The organism is Ruegeria sp. AF8, assembly GCF_056541825.1.
In genome coordinates this window covers 81,699-104,166 of the sequence record NZ_JBQFYW010000013.1, presented here as the reverse complement: position 1 = coordinate 104,166, position 22,468 = coordinate 81,699, and the positions used below count along the sequence as shown (strand labels likewise).

General features: G+C 60.5%; 16 protein-coding genes. 10 read left to right on the top strand and 6 right to left on the bottom strand.

All coding sequences use genetic code 11. The features are described from left to right. Nucleotides 1–85 precede the first annotated feature (85 nt). The 4 genes from ACR0AO_RS18375 (at nucleotide 86) to ACR0AO_RS18360 (ending at nucleotide 5,816) form a co-directional block, all read left to right on the top strand. The gene (locus tag ACR0AO_RS18375) at nucleotides 86–1,048 is read left to right on the top strand and encodes a sulfotransferase (protein ID WP_480606686.1); all 963 of its coding nucleotides are present in this window, start codon (nucleotides 86–88) and stop codon (nucleotides 1,046–1,048) included. Then, entirely contained in the window at nucleotides 1,041–2,981 is a 1,941-nt protein-coding gene (locus tag ACR0AO_RS18370) for an FG-GAP repeat domain-containing protein (protein ID WP_480606681.1), read from the top strand. Before ACR0AO_RS18375 ends, ACR0AO_RS18370 begins: the two co-directional genes overlap by 8 nt. 33 nt (nucleotides 2,982–3,014) lie before the next feature. Beyond that, the gene (locus ACR0AO_RS18365) at nucleotides 3,015–4,457 is read left to right on the top strand and encodes a lipopolysaccharide biosynthesis protein (RefSeq protein ID WP_480606678.1); all 1,443 of its coding nucleotides are present in this window, start codon (nucleotides 3,015–3,017) and stop codon (nucleotides 4,455–4,457) included. A gap of 165 nt (nucleotides 4,458–4,622) precedes the next feature. Continuing rightward, on the top strand, nucleotides 4,623–5,816 hold the full coding sequence (locus ACR0AO_RS18360; protein WP_480606675.1) for a polysaccharide pyruvyl transferase family protein: 1,194 nt from the start codon (nucleotides 4,623–4,625) through the stop codon (nucleotides 5,814–5,816). 25 nt (nucleotides 5,817–5,841) lie between these two features. On the opposite strand, the gene ACR0AO_RS18355 is transcribed toward ACR0AO_RS18360, so the two are convergent. From ACR0AO_RS18355 to ACR0AO_RS18345, 3 genes are read right to left on the bottom strand one after another with little or no spacing between them, the layout of a single operon-like run. Further along, entirely contained in the window at nucleotides 5,842–6,651 is an 810-nt protein-coding gene (locus ACR0AO_RS18355; RefSeq protein ID WP_480606671.1) for a CpsD/CapB family tyrosine-protein kinase, read from the bottom strand. 36 nt (nucleotides 6,652–6,687) lie between these two features. Beyond that, nucleotides 6,688–8,220: a GumC family protein gene (locus ACR0AO_RS18350; protein WP_480606668.1), complete on the bottom strand. Its 1,533-nt coding sequence runs from the start codon at nucleotides 8,218–8,220 to the stop codon at nucleotides 6,688–6,690. 40 nt (nucleotides 8,221–8,260) lie between these two features. Then, on the bottom strand, nucleotides 8,261–9,133 hold the full coding sequence (locus tag ACR0AO_RS18345) for an ExeA family protein (protein ID WP_480606665.1): 873 nt from the start codon (nucleotides 9,131–9,133) through the stop codon (nucleotides 8,261–8,263). 618 nt (nucleotides 9,134–9,751) lie between these two features. On the opposite strand from ACR0AO_RS18345, the gene asnB reads away from it, so the two are divergent. From asnB to ACR0AO_RS18330, 3 genes are all read left to right on the top strand, one after another. Then, nucleotides 9,752–11,629, top strand: coding sequence for an asparagine synthase (glutamine-hydrolyzing) (asnB, locus tag ACR0AO_RS18340; protein WP_480606662.1), 1,878 nt, complete (start codon nucleotides 9,752–9,754; stop codon nucleotides 11,627–11,629). 9 nt (nucleotides 11,630–11,638) lie between these two features. Further along, entirely contained in the window at nucleotides 11,639–12,535 is an 897-nt protein-coding gene (locus ACR0AO_RS18335) for a glycosyltransferase family 2 protein (protein ID WP_480606659.1), read from the top strand. 311 nt (nucleotides 12,536–12,846) lie between these two features. Further along, nucleotides 12,847–13,899, top strand: coding sequence for a glycosyltransferase (locus ACR0AO_RS18330; protein ID WP_480606656.1), 1,053 nt, complete (start codon nucleotides 12,847–12,849; stop codon nucleotides 13,897–13,899). On the opposite strand, the gene ACR0AO_RS18325 is transcribed toward ACR0AO_RS18330, so the two are convergent. Continuing rightward, nucleotides 13,829–14,650, bottom strand: a complete 822-nt coding sequence (locus tag ACR0AO_RS18325) for an ABC transporter permease (protein ID WP_480606653.1) — start codon at nucleotides 14,648–14,650, stop codon at nucleotides 13,829–13,831. The two genes, ACR0AO_RS18330 and ACR0AO_RS18325, sit on opposite strands and share 71 nt — an antisense overlap. A gap of 91 nt (nucleotides 14,651–14,741) precedes the next feature. Between ACR0AO_RS18325 and ACR0AO_RS18320 the strand changes: the two genes are divergently transcribed. Genes ACR0AO_RS18320 through ACR0AO_RS18310 form a run of 3 tightly spaced genes read left to right on the top strand, consistent with a single transcriptional unit; the run spans nucleotide 14,742 to nucleotide 18,430 of the window. Beyond that, the gene (locus ACR0AO_RS18320) at nucleotides 14,742–16,196 is read left to right on the top strand and encodes a sugar transporter (protein ID WP_480606650.1); all 1,455 of its coding nucleotides are present in this window, start codon (nucleotides 14,742–14,744) and stop codon (nucleotides 16,194–16,196) included. A gap of 12 nt (nucleotides 16,197–16,208) precedes the next feature. Further along, the gene (locus tag ACR0AO_RS18315; protein WP_480606647.1) at nucleotides 16,209–16,862 is read left to right on the top strand and encodes an ABC transporter ATP-binding protein; all 654 of its coding nucleotides are present in this window, start codon (nucleotides 16,209–16,211) and stop codon (nucleotides 16,860–16,862) included. Between the two features lie 38 nt (nucleotides 16,863–16,900). Beyond that, nucleotides 16,901–18,430 (top strand): glycosyltransferase, encoded by a 1,530-nt coding sequence (locus ACR0AO_RS18310; RefSeq protein ID WP_480606644.1) that lies wholly within the window; start codon nucleotides 16,901–16,903, stop codon nucleotides 18,428–18,430. Here the strand turns inward: ACR0AO_RS18310 and ACR0AO_RS18305 are convergent. Next, a complete protein-coding gene (locus tag ACR0AO_RS18305) occupies nucleotides 18,343–20,610 on the bottom strand; it encodes a glycosyltransferase family 2 protein (protein WP_480606641.1) in 2,268 nt (755 codons plus the stop codon). The two genes, ACR0AO_RS18310 and ACR0AO_RS18305, sit on opposite strands and share 88 nt — an antisense overlap. Further along, the gene (locus ACR0AO_RS18300) at nucleotides 20,547–22,448 is read right to left on the bottom strand and encodes a glycosyltransferase family 2 protein (RefSeq protein WP_480606638.1); all 1,902 of its coding nucleotides are present in this window, start codon (nucleotides 22,446–22,448) and stop codon (nucleotides 20,547–20,549) included. Before ACR0AO_RS18300 ends, ACR0AO_RS18305 begins: the two co-directional genes overlap by 64 nt. Nucleotides 22,449–22,468 lie beyond the last annotated feature (20 nt).

The following is a 22,468-nucleotide window of genomic DNA, read 5'->3' as shown; positions in this document are numbered from 1 at the left end:
TTGTGGCCGGGCCGGATTGCGCGTTTCATCCTGGAATCGGGCAAATCCGGCTGTCCCTAATGTCAGACCCGCTGAGTTCTCCCTGATGCGGCACGTGAAGGCAAGCCTGAAAAGCCTGGTTGGCACCCGTGCGGCCCAGCAGGCCAGGACCGAAACCCGGCGCTTGTCGGGAATGCCGCTTCATGGTCTTGAGGCGCTTATCGACCGGGCCCCTCCGGTGCAGGCGGGTGTCAGCCCGATCTTCATATTTTCCGCTGGATGGCGGTCGGGTTCGACATTGTTGCAGCGCCTTATCTGTTCGGATCAGACGACCCTGATCTGGGGAGAGCCCTATGATCAATGCGGCATTGTTCAGTCTCTGGCGCGCCTGTCCCGGCCGGTAACACATAGCTGGCCACCTGAGAATTATTTTGTTGCCGGGCATGAGACGGACAATCTCACGACAAGCTGGATTGCCAACCTGTACCCCTCTCCAGAGGATCTCAGGGATGCGTTCAGGGCCATGCTCAGCCGGTTGTTTTCAGCCCCGGCAGACGCATTGGGTGCGACCCGCTGGGGGTTGAAGGAAGTGCGTTTCGGTCTTGAAGAAGCCGTCTTTCTGCACTGGCTGTTTCCGAATGCGAAATTTCTGCTGATCTACCGCGATGTCGAGGACGCGTTCCGATCCTATCAGCATTTTTCCCCGGCAATGCGATGGTATGCTTCCTGGCCGGACCGGTCGGCCTTCACCCCGTTTGCCTTCGCACGCCACCGGCAGCGTCTTTTGATCCAGTATCCAGAGATTGCCAAACGAACCGGAGGTATGATCATCTCCTACGAGGAACTGACGCAGGGGGGCACAGATCTAAACAAAATTGCGGAATATTGCGACGTGCGCATTGATCCGGACATATTGAACATCCGGGTGCAGGGGCAACACGAATCAAAAGCGATTTCGGGAGAACGCCTTGCCTGGCTGGACAGGGCTTTGTTGCGGGCCGGTACCGCCTATGAAAAGCGCGCGGGCATGCAGCCCGAAGCCAGCAAATTGTTCACCGCAGATGCGTAAGACGTTCGTATTCCTGCTTCTGTCCGTACCTTTGATCGCCCTCCTGGCGATTTTTCTAATCGACCCACGGCGAAATCTCCCGGATTCGAATGTATTTGAGATTATCGAGGATTTCCCCATCTACAATGTTTTCGATGCCGGCCTTGCCGACCTGAACGGAGACGGTCTTCCTGATCGTTGGACCGTGAACCACAGCGCCGCACAGTGGATCCGGTTTGGCGTCGATGGCCCGGCAGAGGCCGCCCATTCAACCGGCCTTGGCCGCTCCGGGCTGTTTCAGGATGCCGCCTTGCCCGGCTTCGAGGGCGGCCTGGGTCCGGCCCCCGCACTGCGACCGATCCGGATCTACATGCAAGAGGCCCATTTCATCGTTGACTCCAATGGGCTGATGCCAGAGGAACGCGTCAGGGGATATTTCGAAATTCCGTGGGACACCGAATATGCGGCTTTTGGCGGCGCGGCAGTCATGGCCGAGCACTGCGACACGCGGCCCAACTGCCATCGCATACGCTTTGAGATTCCTGACGGTGGGCGGATCGAACTTTTGCCGGTTCCGGCCCCCAGCGATGGGTTCCCGATCTCGGTGACTTTGGATCCCGGAACCGATCTGACCAAGGTGCAGCTGGGCGCGATGGCAATCGAGCCCAAAGCACATACATTTACATTTTCCTCGCGTGATAGGCACGGTCTGGCTATGGCCGATTTGCCGGGCAAGGCGGGGCCGGTGATTTTTGTCAGCCGCGGAGGCGCCCGTGGATGGATGCAAAAAGTTCATCCCGAAGCGCGCGATGAACTTTTTGAGTGGACGGGCGATGGCTTCAGGGATGTCATTTCGGATAGCGGAATAGAAAAAGACGGTTGTCCGGGGCGGCAAGCCGGGTGGCTGGACATCAACGGTGACGGGTATCTCGACCTATACCAGGTCTGTGGCCGCAGCGGGTTTGGCGCTGAAAGCGGCGCGGCAAAAAACCGGCTCTATCTTCAGGATTCCGATGGCGGCTTTGCCGAGAGCGCCGCGTCTTTTGGGCTGGACCTGCCTTATTCAGGGGTATTCAGGTTCCTGCCACATGCGGCAGGAAACGCGGTCCTGGCCATGCTATGGATCACCGAGGGCGAAATCGCACTGTTCAAGCGGGGGGCAGAGGGTGTTTTTGATCGGCAATGGCAACTGGAGGCCCCGGTTTCCGGAACCGAAAAGGTTATCCTGAACGATCTGGATGACGACGGAACCTGGGATGCGGTCATCTTCTCTCCCAAGGGAAATCTGGTTTTTCCGCTGTCGGATAAACGGCCCGTGCCGCGGGATCTGAACAGCCTTGGGCTCCCGGCGACCAGCAGCGATGGGGCGATTGCGGATTTCAATGGCGATGGCTTTCGCGACATTCTGACATTGCCTCAGGGGATTCATCTGCGTGAGGGCAACCGTTTTGTAGCGACCGACCTGATCGACTTGTCATGGACAAATGGCTTGCAGGCACGAGTCGTACCCTTTGACAGCGACCATGACAGAGATCTCGATATCTGGGTTCTAGGGCAGAGCGGAGCCGAGGTCTCGCGGGTCGTTCGGGCCATATACAACCGAAGCCCGCGGGTTCTACAAAACTGGATCGAGAAGATTTACGGGCGCGACCGGCTGGTCCCACGATACTGGCGTTCGGTACTTTACGAAAACGGGACCGATACCGGGCAAGCGATCGTTCTGCGTTCGGCGGATGTGTCCGGCAATGCCAATGTTTTCGGAGAAGCATATCTGGCAAAGATCCGGATGCTGGCACAGGATGATGAGCTGCAGACACGGTCGGTCTTCACCGGCATGGATGATCCCTCGCGCTATTCGCACAGCTTTCCCGATATCGTTCTGATTTTGCCCGACGGGGCCGAGCTTGTTTCCGTTGAGGCGTTTCCGGATGCCGCCGGCGCTGCGGAAGACTGAATTGAATCCGGGACTGACACATAAGGACGCGCGATGACGCAGCAATTGCCACGAGGCAAACGTCTGATGCGGGCAGGTCTCTGGGCTTCTTTGCAGAATGTCGCGCGCGAGGGGATCGCCTTTGTGGTGTTCTTGATTCTGGCGCGGTTTTTTCTCGATGACAGGGATTTCGGTGTTGTCGCGCTGGCAAACTCTTTTGTCATGCTGGCACAAACCGTCGGGCAGTTCGGTTTGGGGACCGCATTGATCCGCGAGCGCAATATTACCGACCGGCACAAGACAGCCTGCTTCTGGGCAATGCAGGGATTTGCGCTGATACTTGCGGCAGGGTTGATGATCCTAGCGGGAACCTTTGCGGACCGGGCAGGGGATCCGAGCATTGCCCCGGTTTTGCGGTTCCTGTCGCTCGGCATGATCCTGACCTTTGCCGGCTCGGTGCATCAGGCCCTGCTGCAGCGCAGTTTTGGGTTCCGGGCTCTGGCGATGAGGGCACTCATTGCTGGCTCATGCGGAGGGATCGCCGCAATTTCGGCAGCGGCCTACGGGGCAGGGGTCTGGAGTCTGGTCGCCCTGAATCTGGTGACGGCAGGTGTTTCCACCCTTCTTTTGTGGATTGCCTTGCCCTGGCGGCCGGAATTCAACTTCCCCGTTCAAGAATTGAGGGAGTTGCTGCCGACGGGGCTCCGGGTGACCGGGATCAGCGTTGTTCGCTACATCGGTGATACGGCTGACCGGTTCATCGTGGGCTTTTTCATCAGCGTGGCCGATCTGGGGCTTCTATACGTTTGCCAGCGTATTGTCCGGGCGCTTCAGACTGTTCTGACACAGAGTATCAACGCTGTGGCCTTGCCCGCGTTTTCCGAAATTCAAGAGGATTTGTCCCGGGTCCGAAACGCCTATCTTTCCGCGCTGCGGATCTGCCTCATCATAACGACTCCGCTCTTTGTGGGGCTCGCGCTGGTATCCGAACAGGCGATTGCCGTATTCCTGGGGTCACATTGGCAAAACTTGCCAGGCCTTCTATCCATCTTGGCGGTCGCGGCCGCCGTGAGCGCGCCCCTTCATTTCAATCAGCCCCTGCTCATTGCGATTGGGCGCTCACAGAAGGCTCTGCGAATTGCAACACTTGGCTCTACCGTGCAAATCCTGTGCGTTTCGTTTGGGGCATCTTTCGGACTCATCGGTGTTGGGTTGGGGCTTTTGGCGCGGCAACTGATCATGAACGGCGTCTGGATCTGGGTATTGAGGCACGAAATCGCGATTGAGCCGCAGGAGATTCTGACTGCTTGCAAAGAAACACTGTTTTCAACGGCATTCATGTCCACGATCCTGCTTTTCGCGCCTGAATTTTCAAACTGGCCAAACGGGGTTTACCTTCTGTTTCAGGTCACCTTGGGGGCCCTGACATATCTAACCGCGCTTTGGCTGCTTGACCGCAGCGCAGTGCTACAGATTTTGCATCTCATAAGGCGGTGACGACATCGGCGAAAAGAGATTTTCGGATCATGCAACAAAATGCGGCGGGAAGCGTTTACATCACACCAGCCTGCTGAACAGATTGCATAACGCAAATACTTGAGGACGAGATCAGGATTTCAACCGATCCTGCACATGGCACAATAACGAGAAGCTTTGACCAGTATGACGCATTCTTCCCCAACCGCCCGTATCGGCCTTGTCTGGCACTCGATGAACTCGGACAATCTCGGGGTCGGCGCCCTGACATTGGCCAACATCGTAATCGTTGAAAATGCGGCGCGGCGCGCGGGCGTCATTCCGAAGTTTCTGGTGCTCGGCTGGACCGATCCCAAGCCTCATTACATGATCCGCGACGACGTGGAAGTCATCGGGCTGCGCCTGAAGGATTTCGTCAAACCGTCGGGTGGGCTCTTCAGCCAGCTTCGCCGATGCGATCTGGTGCTGGATATCGGCGCCGGCGACAGTTTCACCGACATATACGGCTCCAAGCGCTATGGGACCGTTTTGGGCTCAAAGCTTCTGACTTTCATGGCCAGGCGACCGCTGATCCTGAGCCCGCAAACGATCGGACCATTCAATGGCACCCTGACCCGGCGGCTGGCCCTTGCCGTCATGCAGCGCGCCTATGCGGTCACCTCCCGGGATGATCTTTCAACAGCCTTCCTGACAGAGATCGGGTACAAAAAACCGATCATCCAGGCCAGCGACGTAGCACTGCGTCTCCCATATGATCCGCCCGCCATTCGGAACGACGGGATCACACGGATCGGGATCAATGTCTCGGGCCTGTTGTACCATGGTGGATATACCAAGAAGAACATGTTCGGTCTCAAGACCTCCTACGCAGATGCCATCCGCGAACTGGTCGGGCGCTACAGCACAAGGCCGGATTGCGAGCTTCACCTCGTGTCCCACGTCATATCGGACTTTTTGGAAGTCGAAGACGACTACCGTGCCAGTCAGCTCATAGCCACAGAGTTTCCGAACGTTATTCTTGCCCCCAAATTCATGACGCCGGTCGAAGCAAAATCCTATATTTCCGGTCTGGATTTCTTTGCCGGCGCCCGCATGCATGCCTGCATTGCTGCATTTTCAAGCGGCGTTCCGGTTCTGCCCATGTCCTATAGCCGGAAATTCGCCGGAATGTTCGGATCTTTGGGGTATGACGCGCTTGTTGACTGTCAGACCAGCTCTCAGGAGGAAATCCTGCAAGCCTTTGACGCGGCCTTCGAAAACCGCAAGGCCTTGCAAGCGCAGACAAAGGTTTCCCTTGCGCAGGGACTGGAACGGCTGAGCACCTATGAAGATACGATCGTGAACGCTTTGGAAGCCAGGAAAGGCCTGGTCCAACCGTAGGATATGTCAAATGATCCGCGCGGGCCTATTCATAGCCGTAGCCATACCCGGTATCCACGGCCGAGGCCTTGTTCAGAACCACTCCCATGACGTTTGTCAGTTCGTTGACCTGGCGCTCGGTCACATCGACCTGTTCGATCGTGGTTTGGCCGACCTCGGCGAGGATGAGCGCACAATCGACATTTTTTAGGAAACCGACACTGTCATCCGTCGCCAGAAGCGGTGGCATATCAAACAGCATGATATCCGGCTGATAGGCATTCTCGATCTTGTCTAGGATCTCATGCGCCTTGTGACTTTGCAGGATTTCTGACGGATTCTTTGCCGGCTTGCTGTTGAGTCCTAGGATCACATTGTCACCAAGCCGCATCCCGTGCTCGGAAAACGGTATCCGCCCGGACAGAACGTCCGCCATGTCGGATTTGGGCTTCAACCCCAACACGCTTGCCAGCCCGATCCGGCGCAGATCAAGATCCAGCACCATGGTCATGCGGTCCGTCTGCCGGCCAAAACTGAAAGCGAGATTTGCGGCAGTGGTTGTTTTCCCGCTGCCCTGATGGGCGGATACAAGCGCCACACGGCGCCAGCCCTTGCTCAGAGCGATCTGCAGGATTCGGGTGCGTAGCATGTCATGTGGTCCGGCTTCGTGACCGCCAATGTAGGACACCAGCCGGTTGTGCCGGACACGCCTGGGGTCGATCTCGGCCCAATCGAGCTGATCCAGAAGCCCGGCTTCAGGCTGCACTTCAATGGTTGCGGCCGGTTGCACGGGCACCGCATTGCGCCTGTTGCGCTGCTGACGGGCCTTGTCGATGGCGACCTGCAGTCTTTCCATATCAGGGTTCTCCTTCCCGACAGAACAGGATCAAACTCACCAGCGCACCCCCATCTTGTCCATGACCCGATCAGCAATCAGATCGAGCGGTTGGTAATAGATGTGAACGGTATAGACCAACGCCGGAACCCCGATGAGAATGATCAGTACCGCGATCAATTTCGCGCTGCGGCGGCGCCACGTTTCGCCTGGGGTCTGCACATAGGGCAGAACCGCCAGAGGCGTGATGCCCAGCCTGTTTTCCAGATCCTTCTGCCGCCGGATGGATCTGTCCATGAGTTCCAGAAGACCGATCAGCCCAAGCCCCGCCACGATACCCAATACCGCACCACCCAATGCAATCGCTTTGCGGTTTGGCTTCGTTGGTTTGTCGGGAACCGATGGGGGTTCGATGACGGAAATCCGCTGCCCGCGCGCCATGACCTCGATCCGTTCACCGGTACTGGCCTGCGACAGGCGTTGGACCGCCGTATTGTATTGCTGTTCGATGTTCTGATGTTCGAGCTTCAACTCATCCAGCCGGATTGCATTGCTGGGCGTGCGGGTGATGGAATCTACCAGCTTCTCCAGTTGTTGCTGGGTCGCTTCCTGCTGACGTTGCAAGGAGGTGATCCGCGAGTCCATTTCCGAAAGCTGGACATCCAGAATCGTGTTGCCCGAACTCACCCCAGTCTCTTCTTCGGGCTCCGGTTGCGGCTGGGCCGCTATCCGTTTGCTCAGCCTGTCGATCCGGGATTGCAACTGAACGATGCGCGGGTGGGTTTCGGAATAGACACTCAATGCCGTATCCAACTGGCTGCGCAGCTGTTCCAGCTCCTGCTGATCAGGAGAAAGCGGCTGGTTCCCGGTTCCTGTAACGGCTCCGGTGGTTTGAAAAATCTGCAACAGCCGGTCACGCTGATCTTTCAGGCTGGTCTGCTCCCGCTCTTGCAACGCCAGACGTTCCTGCAAAAGGGTTTGCTGGCTCAGCCGGTATTCCAGGCTTTCGGGCAGGGCATCCGAATTCTGGGTCTTGAACTCCAGAATCTTCGCGCTGCTGATTGCCAGGCGCTCGTTGAGACGCGCAACTTCCTGTTCGAAGAAATCCTGCGTCTGAGACGCGCGCACGGTTCGCGATTCCACGTCCTCCTGCTGGATCAGGGTCAGATATTCTCCCAGTACCGCCGCCGCTTTGGCCCCGGTGGGCGCTTCGAAAGAGATCGTCATCAAGGGCGTTCCGCGGTCTATGCCGATCTTGGTCCGGGCCTGCATGGATTGAACAACCCGGTCCGGACTCATCTCATCTTGCCCTTTGAGCACATTGATCTTTGCGGCAATCTCAAGCATATTCGCCCGGGTCAGCAATCGCTGCTCAATGATATGGAGCTGCTCATACGCTGGAATACGCCCGGTCGACGGGGCAAGATCATCGGGGATCTGCGGCGCCTCCACCAGCAGTTTCATTTGCGAGACATAGGCGGGCGGCAAGGTCCGGGCAGCCGTTACCGCCACTGCGCTCGCGATCATGACCACAATCAGGAAATACGGCAGCCGCCGACGAAAAACGAGCCAGTAATAGTTCCGGATCATACCGTTCTAACCTGTATCTGATGTCTTGATTGTTTCGGGGTCACTCGGTGTCTTCCTCTGATTCGACGCGCCCGAAGAAAACGTCGTCATCCAGGACATGCTGCACGGTCGCACCCGTTATGACGGCGTCCTCGACGCTCCAGGCGTAAAGCAATGCCAGTTCGCACAGCTGATTGACCAAGCGCGGCGTGCCGCCGGTCGCTCCGTGCACCAGGGTGCAGGCCTCGGGTGTGAACTCCTCTCCGGTTCCGCCGGCGACCTGCATGCGATGTGCGATATAGGCAGCGACCGTCGGCGCATCCATCGCCTTCAGGAAAAAGCTTGCCGTCACCCGCTGCGCCAACTGGCGCATCTGCGGGCTACGCACGATATCCTTCAGTTCAGGCTGACCGACGAGGATCAGTTGCAACAATTCGTCCTTGTTGGAGTTTATGTTGGTCAGCATACGCAGTTCTTCAAGACTTTCCGCCGTCAGATTCTGCGCCTCATCCACGATCAGCACCACCCGGCGGCCGGCGGCGTATTCAGCGATAATGAAGTTCTGCAATTTCTGAAACAGGGCCACATAGCTTTCCGACGGCCCCGTCTCGACCGACAGCGCGTTCAGAACCCAGTGCAACAGCTCTCCGCGCCCGCCCTGAGAATTGGAAATCAGCCCGATGGTCAGGCTTTCATCCACCTGGCTCAGCAATTTCTGCAACAGGGTTGTCTTACCCGATCCGATCTGACCCGTGATTAGGGTAATGGGCGCCCGCGAAATGATGCCGAATTCCAATACCGCATAAGCCCGCTTGTGCTGACCGGTCCAGAACAGAAAGCCCGGGTCCGGCACCAGCGTGAAGGGTCGCTCGGTCAGGTTGAAATGCCCGGTATACAATTCGTCCGGCGTCATCATGCCCGCATCGTGTTTCAATACCCGTACCCTCCAGATGCCACACAACCGGCACCCAAACCAACAAAATCCCTGACGGCCCGCCGTCTATCACAACCTTTGCGGAACGAATCGCTCCTCAAACCGCATCAGGAACCAAGCCAGATGGCAATTGCTTGGCACATTACCCCTAGGGGTTCATGGTTGCACAGTCCCTCCGTGTTCGCAACGCGGCGAAAGATGCCCAATCACGGCCATCCCGGCGCAACCCAGGCTGCCGCATGGCGAATTCCGCCACCTTGCCCCTGATGCGCGCGTTTTGCTCGGCGGCCCCGCAACCCGCTGCAAGTCCGGTACTTTTCCTGCCCACGTGAACCCATATCACCGCGATTGCATGTTGTGCCGGCTATACCCAGCGGCACTCGGGCACGAAAAAAGAGAGTATATCCGCCTTCGGGGACTCTAGTCGGGAATGGTGAATCGGTAGCGGTATTGCTGTTTTCTGACAACAATCTCCAGAATTTCCCGCTACTGTTCAGCGCCTGATTGCTGCTGCAACTCAAAAGCGATCCCTCTATTCTGTGGGCCTCTCTTTTTGTATCAAGCCAAATCACTTACACATAGCATTGTAAGGGTTTTAGGTTTGGTCTTCATAAGGGGATGGGTATGTGTGGTATTGCTGGTTGGATAAGCGCCCCCGCCGACGAGGACATTCTACAACAGATGACAGATGCGATCGCGCATCGCGGCCCGGACGAAGAAGGGGTGGTATTTCTGCCCCTGGATAACGGGACTGTTGCGGCTTTTGGCCATCGCCGGCTGTCGATCATCGATTTGTCGGGCGGCGACCAACCCATGCGCAGCCATGACGGGCGGTTCACCATCATCTTCAATGGAGAAATTTACAACTATCTGGAATTGCAGGCGGAACTTCGGGAAAAGGGGGCGGTGTTCCAGACCAGCTCTGATACCGAGGTCATCCTCGAAGCCTGGAGGCATTGGGGCGCGGAAAGCCTACCGCGGTTCCGGGGTATGTTCGCCTTTGCGCTTTATGATCAGGCGGATCGTTCGGTGGTTCTGGCGCGGGACCCTTTTGGGAAAAAGCCACTGTTTCTCTATCGGTTTCCGAGTCCGAACGGTGAAGGCCTGCTGTTCGCATCGGAGATATCGAGCCTCAGGCGCCATCCCCGGTTCGAAACAGTGCTGGATGTCGACTCGGTCTATGACTACCTGTGCCAGCGCTACGTTCCAGCCCCCAATACGTTCTTTCACGGGGTCAAAAAACTCCGCCCGGGCAGCATGCTGTTGTGGAAAGACGGTAAAATGCAGGAAAGCCGGTACTGGCTGCCCCCAGAAGAGCGCGGCGAGGCTGCCTTTCCCCGCCCGCAGAACCCGGTCGAGGATTTCCTGACCGTTTTCGACGAGGCCGTCCGGCTGCGGTTGCGTTCTGACGTGCCGGTCGGGGCCTTTCTGTCCAGCGGGCTGGATTCCTCGTCTATCGTGGCGACACTGGCTCATCTGGGCGTGTCCGAGATCAGAACCTTTTCCATCGGCTTCGAAGGGGACGAGAATACCGAACTGACCGCGGCCGCAGAAACCGCACGGCTTATCGGGACGATCCACACGCCAATTGAACTGAAGACCGAACAGATCATGGCAAAACTGACCGAGCTGAGCCTGCACCGCGGCGCGCCGATGGCCGAAACCGCCGATTTCCCGCTGCACATGATGTCACTGGAGGCAGCCAGACACGTCAAGGTGGTGCTGTCCGGCGAAGGTTCGGACGAACTGTTCGGCGGATATCCCAAGCATTTCGCCGAAGCGCATCTGAGCCGCGTCTTGCCCGCCTCTCTCTGGCCGCTTGCCTCGCGGTCTCTTCTGGCGGCCACGGCCGTGGCCCCCGTCCGGACCAAACGGCTGCGCATCGCCGCCCATGCCCTGAAGGAAGCCGATTTCGAAGACAGGATGATACGCTGGTTCGGGAACATGTCCGCCGAAGAGCGCGACAGTCTGTGGCGCGGCCCCGCAAGCACCCGGACAAAAGACCCAATACCGTTCTGCACCGCGCCGGGGGCTTCCGCCCTTCGTCGCATGCTGCAGTTCGATCAGACCTCCTGGTTGCCCGACAATCTGTTGGAGCGGATGGATTCCATGACCATGTCCGCCTCGATCGAGGGCCGGGCGCCGTTCATGGATGTCCGGCTGGCCGAATTCGCCACCTCTCTGCCGGACAACTGGCGCATTCAGGGGCGGGCGACGAAGCGCATTCTGCGCACCGCCATGCGGTCCCGGGTTCCCGAGGCCGTGCTCAACCGCCGCAAGATCGGCTTCCGGATGCCCGTGGACGCCTGGTTCCGCGGGGATCTGCACGACCAGTTAGCGGATCTCATGACCTCGCCACGTTGTGTCGCTTCGGATTATCTGGACACGTCGCAAATCCTGACCCTCGCCCGGGAGCACCGGACAGGGCAGTCGGATCATTCCAAAACGCTCTGGGCCGTCTATGCACTGGAAACCTTCCTGCAGGAATTCTTTTAGGAGGCGCCAATGCTGATTTCCGTCATCATTCCGCATTTCAATCAACCGGATTATCTGCGTATCTGCCTGGACACGCTGCACCGGCAGGCTAATGTCGGTTCAGAGTTGGAAATCATCGTGGTCGACAACGGATCCGAGGTATTTCCGCAGGAGATCTGCGGCGCATATCCCGGCGTGCAGCTTCACTTGCAGGAGATATCAGGTCCTGGTCCCGCCCGGAATCTTGGGGTTTCGAATGCCCGTGGCGATATTCTGGCCTTCATCGATTCGGATTGCCACGCGCATGAAGGCTGGATTTCGGCGATCGAGGCGGCCTTTCAGAACCCGGGCACCCAAGTCATCGGCGGGGACGTGCGGGTAAAATACGCCACACCAGGTCACCCTACTTTCCTGGAACCCTATGAGAGCATCTTTTCCTACCGCAACAACGAACACATCGCCGAAGGCTTCTCCGGCACCGGCAATCTGGCCATGCGGGCAGAGGTCTTTGGAAAGGTCGGGCCCTTCGCTGGATTGGGCGTTGCAGAAGACCGGGAATGGGGGCTGCGCGCAGGGGTGCTCGGCTATACCACGATCTATGCGGAGGATATGATCGTCTATCATCCGGCCCGTAAATCTTTTGCCGAGCTGACCCGTAAATGGGACAGGCACATCGTTCACGATTACACGGATTATGCCAGGAAACCCTTTGGCAGAATCCGCTGGCTGCTCAGGGCGGTCGCCGTCGGGGGATCGCCAGCCGGCGAATTGGGTACGGTGTTGTTCACCGGGAAAGTACAGGGCATCAGGGAAAGAGGGCTGGCTTTCCTGTGTCTGAGCCGGATTCGCCTTTATCGCGCGCGCAAAATGTTGCAGGTCGCGCTGACGCCAGCAGCCATGCAGACAGAAGGCGACTGGACCAGATAGGGAAAGACAACGGCGGCGCGAACCGATGATCACCACCGTTTCTCCCGACAAGGTTAGCGGCAGATTGACCCCGGCGCGGGACGAAAGCCGGGCTGCTGCACCCGAAATTTCCGAACCAAGGCTGAATTCCGGTTCCCTGTCTTTGTGAAACCATCCAAGATCGCGCAACATGCTGAACCCGGCAGCCGCGGGATGTCACACCCTCCGCAGGTGTACTACGCCCGCCAACAGTTGTATCTGGTCGACCAGACCGCGCGGCAATGGCGGTGGGAAACTACGGTGACGACCGGGTGATATCGAAAGGGGATAGCGTGACCGCAGACATGCAATCCGGTACCGGACGCCTGGTGGCGGTGGTTGTGACACACAACCGGCTGGAAAAGCTCCGGCCGACACTGGAGCGCCTGCTGGAGAGTGACCCGGAGGACTTGCAAGGCGTTGTCGTGATGAATAACGCCTCAACCGACGGTACGGGGGACTGGCTAGCAGCACAGAACGATCCGCGGATTGTCATGATCGACAGCGCCGACAATCTGGGCGGGGCCGGTGGGTTCGAGCGCGGCATGCGCCGGGCCATGGAACGGTTCGATCCGGACTGGCTGGTGGTGATGGACGATGATGCCCGCCCCGCCGCGGGGGCGCTGGCCGAATTTCACGCCCGCCCCCGTCCGGATGACACGGCCTGGGCCGCAGCCGTGTATTTCCCCGACGGGCGCATCTGCGAAATGAACCGGCCATCGGTCAATCCGTTCTGGCATCCCGGGCATTTCCTGCGCGCCCTGGTTCGGGGGCGGGATGGATATCACATTCCCCGCAGCGCCTATGAGGCCACGGCGCCCCATCCGATCGACCTGACCTCTTTTGTCGGGCTGTTCCTGTCCCGCCGGATCATCCGCGAGACGGGATATCCCGATCCGGGGCTGTTTCTTTATGGCGACGATGTGATCTATACGCTGACCCTGCGCCGTCGGGGGCTGAAGATTCTCTTCGATCCGGAGTTGCGCTTCGAACATGACTTCAGCAGCTTCGGCGGTGGCGATCATGGTGGCATGCGCCCCCTGTGGAAGGTCTATTATTTTTGCCGCAACCGGCTGCTTATGTATCGTGCGGCAGCCGGGGGGTTGTTCTGGCTTCTGTTGCCGTTGATGGTGGTCAAATGGGATCTTGCGGCGCGCCATTACGGAAGCGATCGCGCAGCTTATCTGCGTCTGAAGCGGCGCGCCGTGCGCGATGCCCTGCGCCGGAAAACCAGCCTTGGCCACACCGAGGTGCTGGGGCTGGCGGACTGCGCGGTCAGTCGTTCAGAATGTCCCGGTGATAGCGGCCCAGCAGGATCAGGCCCATCAGCAGGCTCGCCAGGCTGATCGCCAGAACGTAGATGTCGCTGATATAGAGCGGTTTGTAGCTGGGATAGATCCCGACCCGCATCAATCCGGTGATGTGAATCAGCGGATTGTACCACAGGATGTCCTGGATGTTCCGGGGCATGTCCTCGTAAATGTAGAAGATGCCCGAGATCAAAAACAGTGGCCGCGTGGCGATGGACCAGATGAGATCATAAGCCGGGTAAAGCCCGCCCAGGGCGCAGTTCAGCGTGCCGATTCCCAGCCCCAGCAGAGATGCCAGTGCCAATGCCCGCGTAATCGGCGCCATTTCCAGCACCGTCCGGCTGTCAATGGTGGCCAGAGCGGCGGCCAGCAACAGATAGGTGACCAGCAGCCCGGTCAGAGTATTGAGGATGAAGCGGGCGGCAATTGCGTCCAGCCAGGTGACCACGGGGTACATCAGCAATGGCCGCGAAAACGCAATCGCCCTGGAAACCGTCAGGGACAGAGACTGGTACAGGTTGAACGCCATGTAGCCCGAGGCGTAGAACAATATGAAACTGTTGCCCAGCGACGGGGCCCGCACCAGCAGGGAAAACCCGAAACTGAGAATCAGGATGGCGCCGAGCGGCTCAAGGATCGCCCAGACATAACCGCCGGGTGAACGGCCATAGCGGGTCGACATTTCCCGCAGGATCAAAGCCAGAACAGTGCGGGGCGTCGCCCAGCGGCGCGCGGTTCCCTCCCCGGGTTTCAGTGCGGCCGGGGGAAATCCTGAAGAAGTTGACATGTGCGGGCGGTCTCGTACTGGCCTCTGGCGCATAATTATGTAAGAAACCCGAATAGAATTCAAACACGTTCAGGGCGAGGCTGGTCCCTACATGACGCAAGATTCCGAGACGGGAAATCCCACTGCCAAGGCCGCTGGTGGCCCCGCTCAGACCCTCCCCGCGTCCGATGCACCCGTTTCGGAAAACAGACCGGGAAAACAGGCCGGTGGCCAAAAGCGCGGGAACCGGGCAGGTCAGCCACGGCTGGCCGCGGTTGCGGCGCCCGGGCAGGCCGGGCCGCAGGGCAAGGGCGAACGGGCGGGCCAGGGCGGAAAACCTGCGGGCGCAGGCAATCCCGGACAAGCGCCGAAACCGGCAGGCCCGCTGGCCCCGCAGAAGAATCTGCCGCCTCAGGGGCCGGTTCAGGTTTTGCCGCTGGCGCAACGGGCCAGCATGCGGCGGAGGCACTGGGGCCTGATGCTCAGCTTCGTGCTGATGGTGCTGCTGCCGCTGATCGCGCTGACACTCTATTTGTGGACCCGGGCCGAGGATCAATACGCCTCGACCGCCGCCTTCACCGTGCGTTCGGAAGAGGGCGGATCGGCGGCGGAACTGCTGGGTGGGCTGGCGCAGTTCGCCGGCACCGGCACCGGGTCGGACAGTGATATCCTTTATGAATTCATCCAGAGCCAGGAAATGGTCGAAGTGATCGACGCCCGGCTCGATCTTCGGGCTCATTACGCGGATCACTGGCCCGGTGACTGGATGTTCTCGATCTGGCCCGACGCCACTCTGGAAGACCTGCTTTGGTATTGGGACCGCATCGTGCGGATTTCCTATGATCAGTCCACGGGGCTGATCGAAGTGCGGGTGCTGGCCTTTGACCCGGAAACGGCGCAACAGGTCGCACAGGAGGTCGTGCGCGAAAGTCAGATCCGTATCAATGCGCTCAGCGATCAGGCCCGTGAGGATGCGATCCGTTATGCGCGGGAGAATCTGGATGAGACCGTCATCCAGCTCAAGGCCGCACGCGAAGCACTGACCCAGTTCCGCACCCGCACCCAGATCGTTGACCCCGAGGCCGATATCCAGAGCCGGTTGGGGGTGATGAGCAACCTGCAACAGGCGCTGGCCGAGGCGCTGATCGAGTTCGATCTGTTGGGCGACACGGTCTCAAGCGGTGACCCGCGCCTGTCCAGCGTGCAGCGTCGCATCACGGTGATCCGCGAACGGATCGCGGCGGAACGGCGCGATTTCGCCTCGGACAGCACCGAACTGGGGGCGGTGGGCGAGGACTATCCCACGCTGATCGCCGAATATGAAAGCCTGAGCGTCGACCGCGAATTTGCGGAAGAGTCCTATCGCCTGGCGCTGACGGCGCTGGAACTGGCCCGCGACAATGCCAACCGGCAGAGCCGCTATCTGGCCACCTATATCAGGCCGACCCTCGCGCAAAGTTCGGAATACCCCCGCCGCTTTACCCTGATGGGGCTGGCGGGGCTGTTCCTGCTGATGATCTGGTCGATCCTGGCGCTGGTCTATTACAGCATCCGGGACCGGGGATAGGGCGAAGCCGTCATGATCCGCTTCGAAAACCTGACCAAAAGCTTCCGGGTGCAGGGCGAACGCCGGGTGGTCATCGACAATCTGAACATGACCCTGCCCACCGGCAAGTCGCTGGCGCTGCTGGGGCGCAACGGCGCCGGCAAGAGTACCCTGCTCAAGATTCTCGCCGGCACCATGCGCCCGGATTCGGGGCAGATCGTGACCGATGGCCGAATCTCATGGCCGGTCGGCTATCGGGGGTCGTTTCATGGCGATCTGACCGGCGCACAGAACATCCGCTTCATCGCGCGGATCTATGGCGTGGATACCGACAGCCTGATGGCGTTCGTCGAGGATTTTGCCGAACTGGGCAAGTATTTCCATGAACCCGTGCGCAGCTATTCTTCGGGCATGCGGTCGCGGCTGACCTTCGGGGCATCGATGGGAATCCATTTCGACACCTATCTGGTGGACGAGGTGACGGCGGTGGGCGACGCATCCTTTCGCCGCAAGAGCCGGACGGTATTTGCCGAGCGCATGCGCACGTCCAGTGCAATTCTTGTCAGTCACGAGATGGGGCAGTTGCGGGAATTCTGTGATGCCGGGATCGTGCTGGCGCAGGGGCGGATGTCCTATTTCGACAATCTGGAAGACGCCATCGCGCTGCATCTGGAGCTGATGCAGTGACCTGCGGGCCGCTTTCCTGCACCGGATACGGGTAGGGCATGAGGATTCTGTTCTACAACTGGGTCGACTATCTGGATGATCGCGCCCGCGGGGGCGGGGTCACGGCCTATCTGCGCAATCTGATGGCCAAGCTGGAGCAGGACCGGGATATCGAGCCGGTCTTTCTGTCTGCGGGGATATCTCATGATCTGCGCCGGCGGGCGCCCCGCTGGGAACGGCTGCGACGCGGTGCGGGCACGGCCCGGACCGACCGCTACGAGATCGTCAATTCCGGGATACTGTCCCCCTCGCATCATTCCTTCGGTGATCCGGCGCAGCTGTCACACCCGGCGACCCGGGATGCGTTCTTCGATTTTATCGAACGGACCGGTCCCTATGACGTGATCCATTTCCACAATCTCGAAGGGTTGCCCGCCGATGTGCTGGAACTCAGGGCGCGCTGGCCGGGCACAAAAATCATCCTGACGCTGCACAACTACTATCCGTTCTGCCCCCAAGTGAACCTGTGGCGTCAGGAGAGTTCGGCCTGCCGCGATTTCCGGAACGGCGCTCGCTGTGACTCTTGTCTGACCCGGCGCTGGAATCCACGGCTGGTTCGCCTCGCTTATGCGGTCGAGCACTGGCTGGCGCGCGCGGGGTTGCCTGTTGCGAGGCAGGGCGGGCAGCAGCATATACGCTGGTTCGCCCAGGCCGGGCGTGGAGTCCTGCGCGCGCTGCGTAGGACTAACACGGATGACCCTGCAACTCGGGCCCAGTCCCGGGCCAAAGGCTTTGCCGCACGCCGGGCCGGGTTCGTCGATCAGATCAACCTTGGCTGCGATCTGGTCCTGTGCGTCTCGGACAGGGTACGCCAGATTGCGCAACACCATGGGATCGCGCCCGGTCTTCTGCGCACCAGCTATATCGGCAGCCGTGAAGCCGAAAAATTCGCGCAGACCCGGCCCGCGACGGCATCATTTGCGGAAAAAGAGACCCTGACATTAGGATTTCTGGGTTATATGCGCCCCGACAAGGGGGGGCATTTCCTGCTTGACGCCCTCGAGATGCTGCCTCCCGAGCTGGCGGCGCGGGTCCGTTTGCTGGTTGCCGCGCGAATCCGGGAACCAGCAGAACAGGAACGCCTGGACAGGTTGCGCCCCCGGCTGGCGGGATTGGTGCATCACGATGGTTATAGCCGGGACGGGCTGGACGACCTGCTGCGCGATGTGGATGTGGGTGTGGTTCCAGTCCTGTGGGAAGACAACCTGCCCCAGGTCGCCATCGAAATGCATGCCCGCCATATTCCGCTGCTGACAAGCGACCGGGGCGGCGCGCGGGAACTGGCCGGTTGTCCGGACATGGTTTTTGCCGCAGGCGATGCCGCCGCATTCGCCGAGCGGCTCGGGACGCTGCTGGCGGGCGGGATCGATCTGGAACGCTATTGGCGCGGGGCGCGGACGCCGCAGACCATGGCGACACATGTAGCGGAGCTGAAAAGGCTCTATTGTGGGGAAACCGGAACGGATTCCGTTAACCGCGCCGCGACAAACGGGCTGTCGCTCCAGGTCACCGAGACGTCGGGCGCATAGATCCGGTCGCGCCCCTTCGCGATCAGCGCCAGATATTTCCGATATTCTTCCGCCTGATTGAAATGCTGACCCCGGGCCGCTTCGGCCACAGCCTTGTCGTGAAACCGGGCATGATACTTGAAATGCCCGAAGAACAGCTCCCGCCCGGCGAGGCGCACGCCGCAGGCATAGTGCAGCCCCGCGGAAAGCCGCATGAACGGGGAATATTTCAGCAGGGCGATCTTTTGCGCCACGAACAGATCGGGGCGTGAGCCGGGAAACAGGCGGTGGCGCACTGCCGAGGTCCAGGTCGGGGCGTTCGAATAGGGTCCGCGGCCCAGCGAATTGCATAGAAACGGATCGCGGTCGGTGAAGCTGGCCTCGGCAAAGGGGTCGCCGGTGGTAAAATCGGCCTCTGCCAGAGGTCCGCAAGGATACATGTCCAGCATGAAGATACGGGCGGCATCCGCCGCCCCGAAATCCGGGGTCTGCAACAGGTCGGGCAGGGTGTTCTGCTGCGGCGTCTCCCAGGTCAGCAACTCGTCGGCATCGGCCACAAGCGACCATTTCCTAGTGCGGAAACGCGCCATCAGTTCTCGCTGCCAGAGCACCCCGTATTGCGACTGCCCGTAATCGGTGTCGGCGGCAAACAACGCCACATCGGGTTGCGCGACCAGATATTCGCGGGTGTCATCCTCTGATCCGTTGTCGGCAATCAGAAAACTTTCGACCCCCATGCGCCGGTAATGCGCCAGGAAATGCGGTAACATGAACATCTCGTTACGCATGCAGGCCACCACCGCCACGGGCGCTTCGCAGGCCAGATCCAGCCGGTCAGGGGCCGTCAGCATCCGCAGGGTGCCGTTCGATTGCCGATCGCTCCGGAACCGGATGACCTCCGAACAGCCCGCCCGGTCGAACCGGGCCAGCGCAGCCGGATCGGGTGGGCTGTCGCTGCGCAGGTGTTCGAATGCGCAGCGCGCCGTGACAAGACGGGTGGGCAGAGCGGTTTCCGCCGCAGCGATCCGTTCCCAGAAGTCCGGCATCAGGCCATAGGCCCGAAGGATCGTCACCTCGGTTTCGCTGCGCAGCCTGCGATCCAGCCGCGGCCCGGCGGCAATGAGTGTCACCGCCGTGTCAATCAGCGACAGGCAAGGGGTACGCTGCCAATAGTCCGGGGCGCGCCGGTCGAGAAAGGCGAGATAGGATCGGATGATGTCGTCGCGCGCTGCACCGGGCAGGGTGGTATCGTCCAGCGCGGTCCGGGCGGCCCAGGCCAGCGGTGCGGTCATCAGCCAGCGTTCGGCCTCGTTGGCCAAAAGACGCAGCTGCGCGCGCAGGAGGTCAATCTGCCCGGCACGCAGCAGGAAAGGCAGCAGGCCGGAATTGAACCAGACATCCCGGGTCGGGGTCAGCCAGTCCATTCGGGTACGGCTCCGGGCATGGTCACAAAGCTGTTCGAAAGCGTTGCGCTGGCAAAAGGGTTCGGCCAGCGTGACATAGAACAGGGGCAGCATCCGGGGCGGCGGCAGGGCAAGATTGTCCAGCAGGTCATCGGGTACATCCGGCCTGTCGTGCAATGCGCACGCCGCTTCGGACAAGGCGGTTTGCAATGCTGTTTCGGCCCCGGGGCGGCGCCAGATCTGCTTCAGGTACCTGGCAGGAACCGTCAGATGCCGGCGCAATGCGGCGCGTGAGGCGGCGGAAAGAGCATGCTTTCCCGGCTGCCTCATGTCGACCGATCCGGCAACGACACCTCCTCTGAAATCGGCATAGGCGATGGTTGCGAGATCGGGGAACCGGAGTGACTCCAGCACGGTTGCGCCATCCAGCAGAACCTGTACCCGGTTCGAATCAAATCGGATCTCGACCTGAGCTTCCGGCTGGGGCAAGACGACCGGCTGGCGGATCACGTTCGAACAGCCTCCGGCCCCGGCCCCGCGCTGCGCGCAAAAAGCGATGCCTTCGGCGCGCAAAGACAGATGAAACAGGAGGCGGCGGCATTCCGCATCAAAAAACGAGACATTGGCGAAAGAGTGCCGCTGGAACTCAACCCGACAGAGAAACCGGGCAGATGACCCGATGGAAAAGGCAAGCATGTCATGTCCGTTTCGATTTCCCCGGGCCAGATCGGGGATCAGTTCCGGTGTTGTGCCCGTCTGACCGGTGCGATGCAACCGCGGGCCCCGGCCATGATCCATCGGACTGTCAGGGACAGGAACGGATCCAGAGGGGTGCCACTCTGGTGCCAGCCGCGCTTGCGCACGGTTCGAGCGGCATGGCTAAGGAACCGGATACGGGCGCCGGGAAACCGGAGAAACGGAGTTCGAAACTCCCAAACAGCCCTTGCATAGAGCCTGATCAGGATGTCCTTGGGTAATTCCTGGGGCAGGGTGTCGGACCAAACGGCGACAAGGGCTTTCAGCGCAGGCAGCACTGCTGGTTCAGTGAGGATTGAGGCGCGAAAACGGCGCAGGCACAGAATTTCAACGCCGGGCCAGGCGCAATAGACCGCCTTGCGCGCGGCCAGGGCGGCCCCGATCCCGATTTGCCAGTCCGCCAGTGGGCCGGTCCCAAAGCGCAATCCCCGGGCCAACAGGAAGGACCGGCGATAGATCTTGGCGCCAGGCTGACATTGCAGGGCCAGAGCCCGGTCCACGTCGAACTGCAGCGGGCCGGTCTCGGTTGGAACCGGCGAATGGCCATGAAACCCCTGCCGCACCCGTCCGATCCGGTTCAGCCCGACGCGGAATTGCGAAAGGCCGAAATCCGCATCCTCGCGCAGCATCATGTCGACCCACCGGGTCAGGGCGGCAGGCCGCAGCCAGTCGCCGGGATCGGAGAACACCACCAACTCCCCCCGCGCCGCCGCAAGGCCGGCATCTCGCTTTGACCCGGCACCGGAATCCTTCGCGGTCAATCCGCGGGCACCCGGCAGGCCCATCCGATGCGCCAGATCCGCGCCATGCCGCGCGGTGCCGGCATCTCCGGCAACGATCAGGGTCTCGAATCCCCCCAAGGTCTGCCGCGTCAGCGATTTCAGCGTCGCCCGCAGCATGAACTCCCGCCCGTCCCATGGCACGATGACGCTGAGCGGGCAGCTTCCGGCCAGTTCCCGCGCCCAGCCCCGCGGCAGATCGGGTCCGGGCACAGCGGGCAGGCCGCGCCGGGCCAGCCAGTCGCGCGCGGTGGCAAGGAACCGTGCCCGGCGTTCGGGATCGCGCAGCGCGGTGCTGCGCTCGTGGACAAGCCGGTGCGCCAGACATTCCAGCGCGGCTGGTCCACCCGGCTTTTCCGGACCCGCCAGCAGATCCGCCAGCGTGTCGAGCACGGCGAATTGCTCGAACACCTGATCACCGTCGGTTGCAGTGATCTGTCCCGCGCGGCCCCGGGTTTGCAGATAAAGAGGTTCCGGCAGGTGCAACAATGCGTCGCTGCGTGCGGCAGCCCGCAAAAAAAAGGCATGATCCTCGAACCAGGTGCCCTCGTCAAAGCGAAGCCCCTCGATCAGGCGGCGGCGATAAAGCTTGTTCCAGGCCGAGGGAAAATGCGCGATTGCTTCGCCCCAGGTGGAAAGCGGCCAGAGCCGGGGCGCGCGGTTCGCCGGCAGTTCGGGAGCGTCGTGAATGGCGGAATGGGTATCGCTGCGGCGCAGGCCGGGGTGAACGTTGCGCAACCCGCAGGCGACCCAATCGGCGTCACTGTCACACAGTGCCCGGTACAGGCGTTCCAGAAATTCGGGTGCATAGCGGTCGTCACCGTCGAGAAACGCGATGAATGCACCTTTTGCCTTGTTTAGACCCACATTCCGGGCGGCTGACAGCCCCCGGTTTTCCTGTCGGATCACCTCGAAACGATGATCGTCCCCGATGGCGGCGCGCAGGCGATCCGGGCTGGCATCGGTCGAGCCGTCATCGATCACGATCGCTTCGAAATCGCAAAAACGCTGTTTGCGCAGGCTGGCGATGCAGGCGCCGATATGCGCCTGAACGTTGTGAACCGGTACGATGACCGAGATCTGCGGATCGGCCGGAATCATCGGTGGCGCTCCGTCACAAG

Coding starts and splice junctions, on each gene's coding strand:
- ACR0AO_RS18310 (WP_480606644.1), top strand. CDS start 16,901: ATGAGGATTCTGTTCTACAACTGGGTCGACTATCTGGATGATCGCGCC.
- ACR0AO_RS18305 (WP_480606641.1), bottom strand. CDS start 20,610: ATGGATCATGGCCGGGGCCCGCGGTTGCATCGCACCGGTCAGACGGGC.
- ACR0AO_RS18325 (WP_480606653.1), bottom strand. CDS start 14,650: ATGTCAACTTCTTCAGGATTTCCCCCGGCCGCACTGAAACCCGGGGAG.
- ACR0AO_RS18320 (WP_480606650.1), top strand. CDS start 14,742: ATGACGCAAGATTCCGAGACGGGAAATCCCACTGCCAAGGCCGCTGGT.
- ACR0AO_RS18315 (WP_480606647.1), top strand. CDS start 16,209: ATGATCCGCTTCGAAAACCTGACCAAAAGCTTCCGGGTGCAGGGCGAA.
- asnB (WP_480606662.1), top strand. CDS start 9,752: ATGGGTATGTGTGGTATTGCTGGTTGGATAAGCGCCCCCGCCGACGAG.
- ACR0AO_RS18355 (WP_480606671.1), bottom strand. CDS start 6,651: ATGGAAAGACTGCAGGTCGCCATCGACAAGGCCCGTCAGCAGCGCAAC.
- ACR0AO_RS18365 (WP_480606678.1), top strand. CDS start 3,015: ATGACGCAGCAATTGCCACGAGGCAAACGTCTGATGCGGGCAGGTCTC.
- ACR0AO_RS18300 (WP_480606638.1), bottom strand. CDS start 22,448: ATGATTCCGGCCGATCCGCAGATCTCGGTCATCGTACCGGTTCACAAC.
- ACR0AO_RS18335 (WP_480606659.1), top strand. CDS start 11,639: ATGCTGATTTCCGTCATCATTCCGCATTTCAATCAACCGGATTATCTG.
- ACR0AO_RS18360 (WP_480606675.1), top strand. CDS start 4,623: ATGACGCATTCTTCCCCAACCGCCCGTATCGGCCTTGTCTGGCACTCG.
- ACR0AO_RS18370 (WP_480606681.1), top strand. CDS start 1,041: ATGCGTAAGACGTTCGTATTCCTGCTTCTGTCCGTACCTTTGATCGCC.
- ACR0AO_RS18350 (WP_480606668.1), bottom strand. CDS start 8,220: ATGATCCGGAACTATTACTGGCTCGTTTTTCGTCGGCGGCTGCCGTAT.
- ACR0AO_RS18375 (WP_480606686.1), top strand. CDS start 86: ATGCGGCACGTGAAGGCAAGCCTGAAAAGCCTGGTTGGCACCCGTGCG.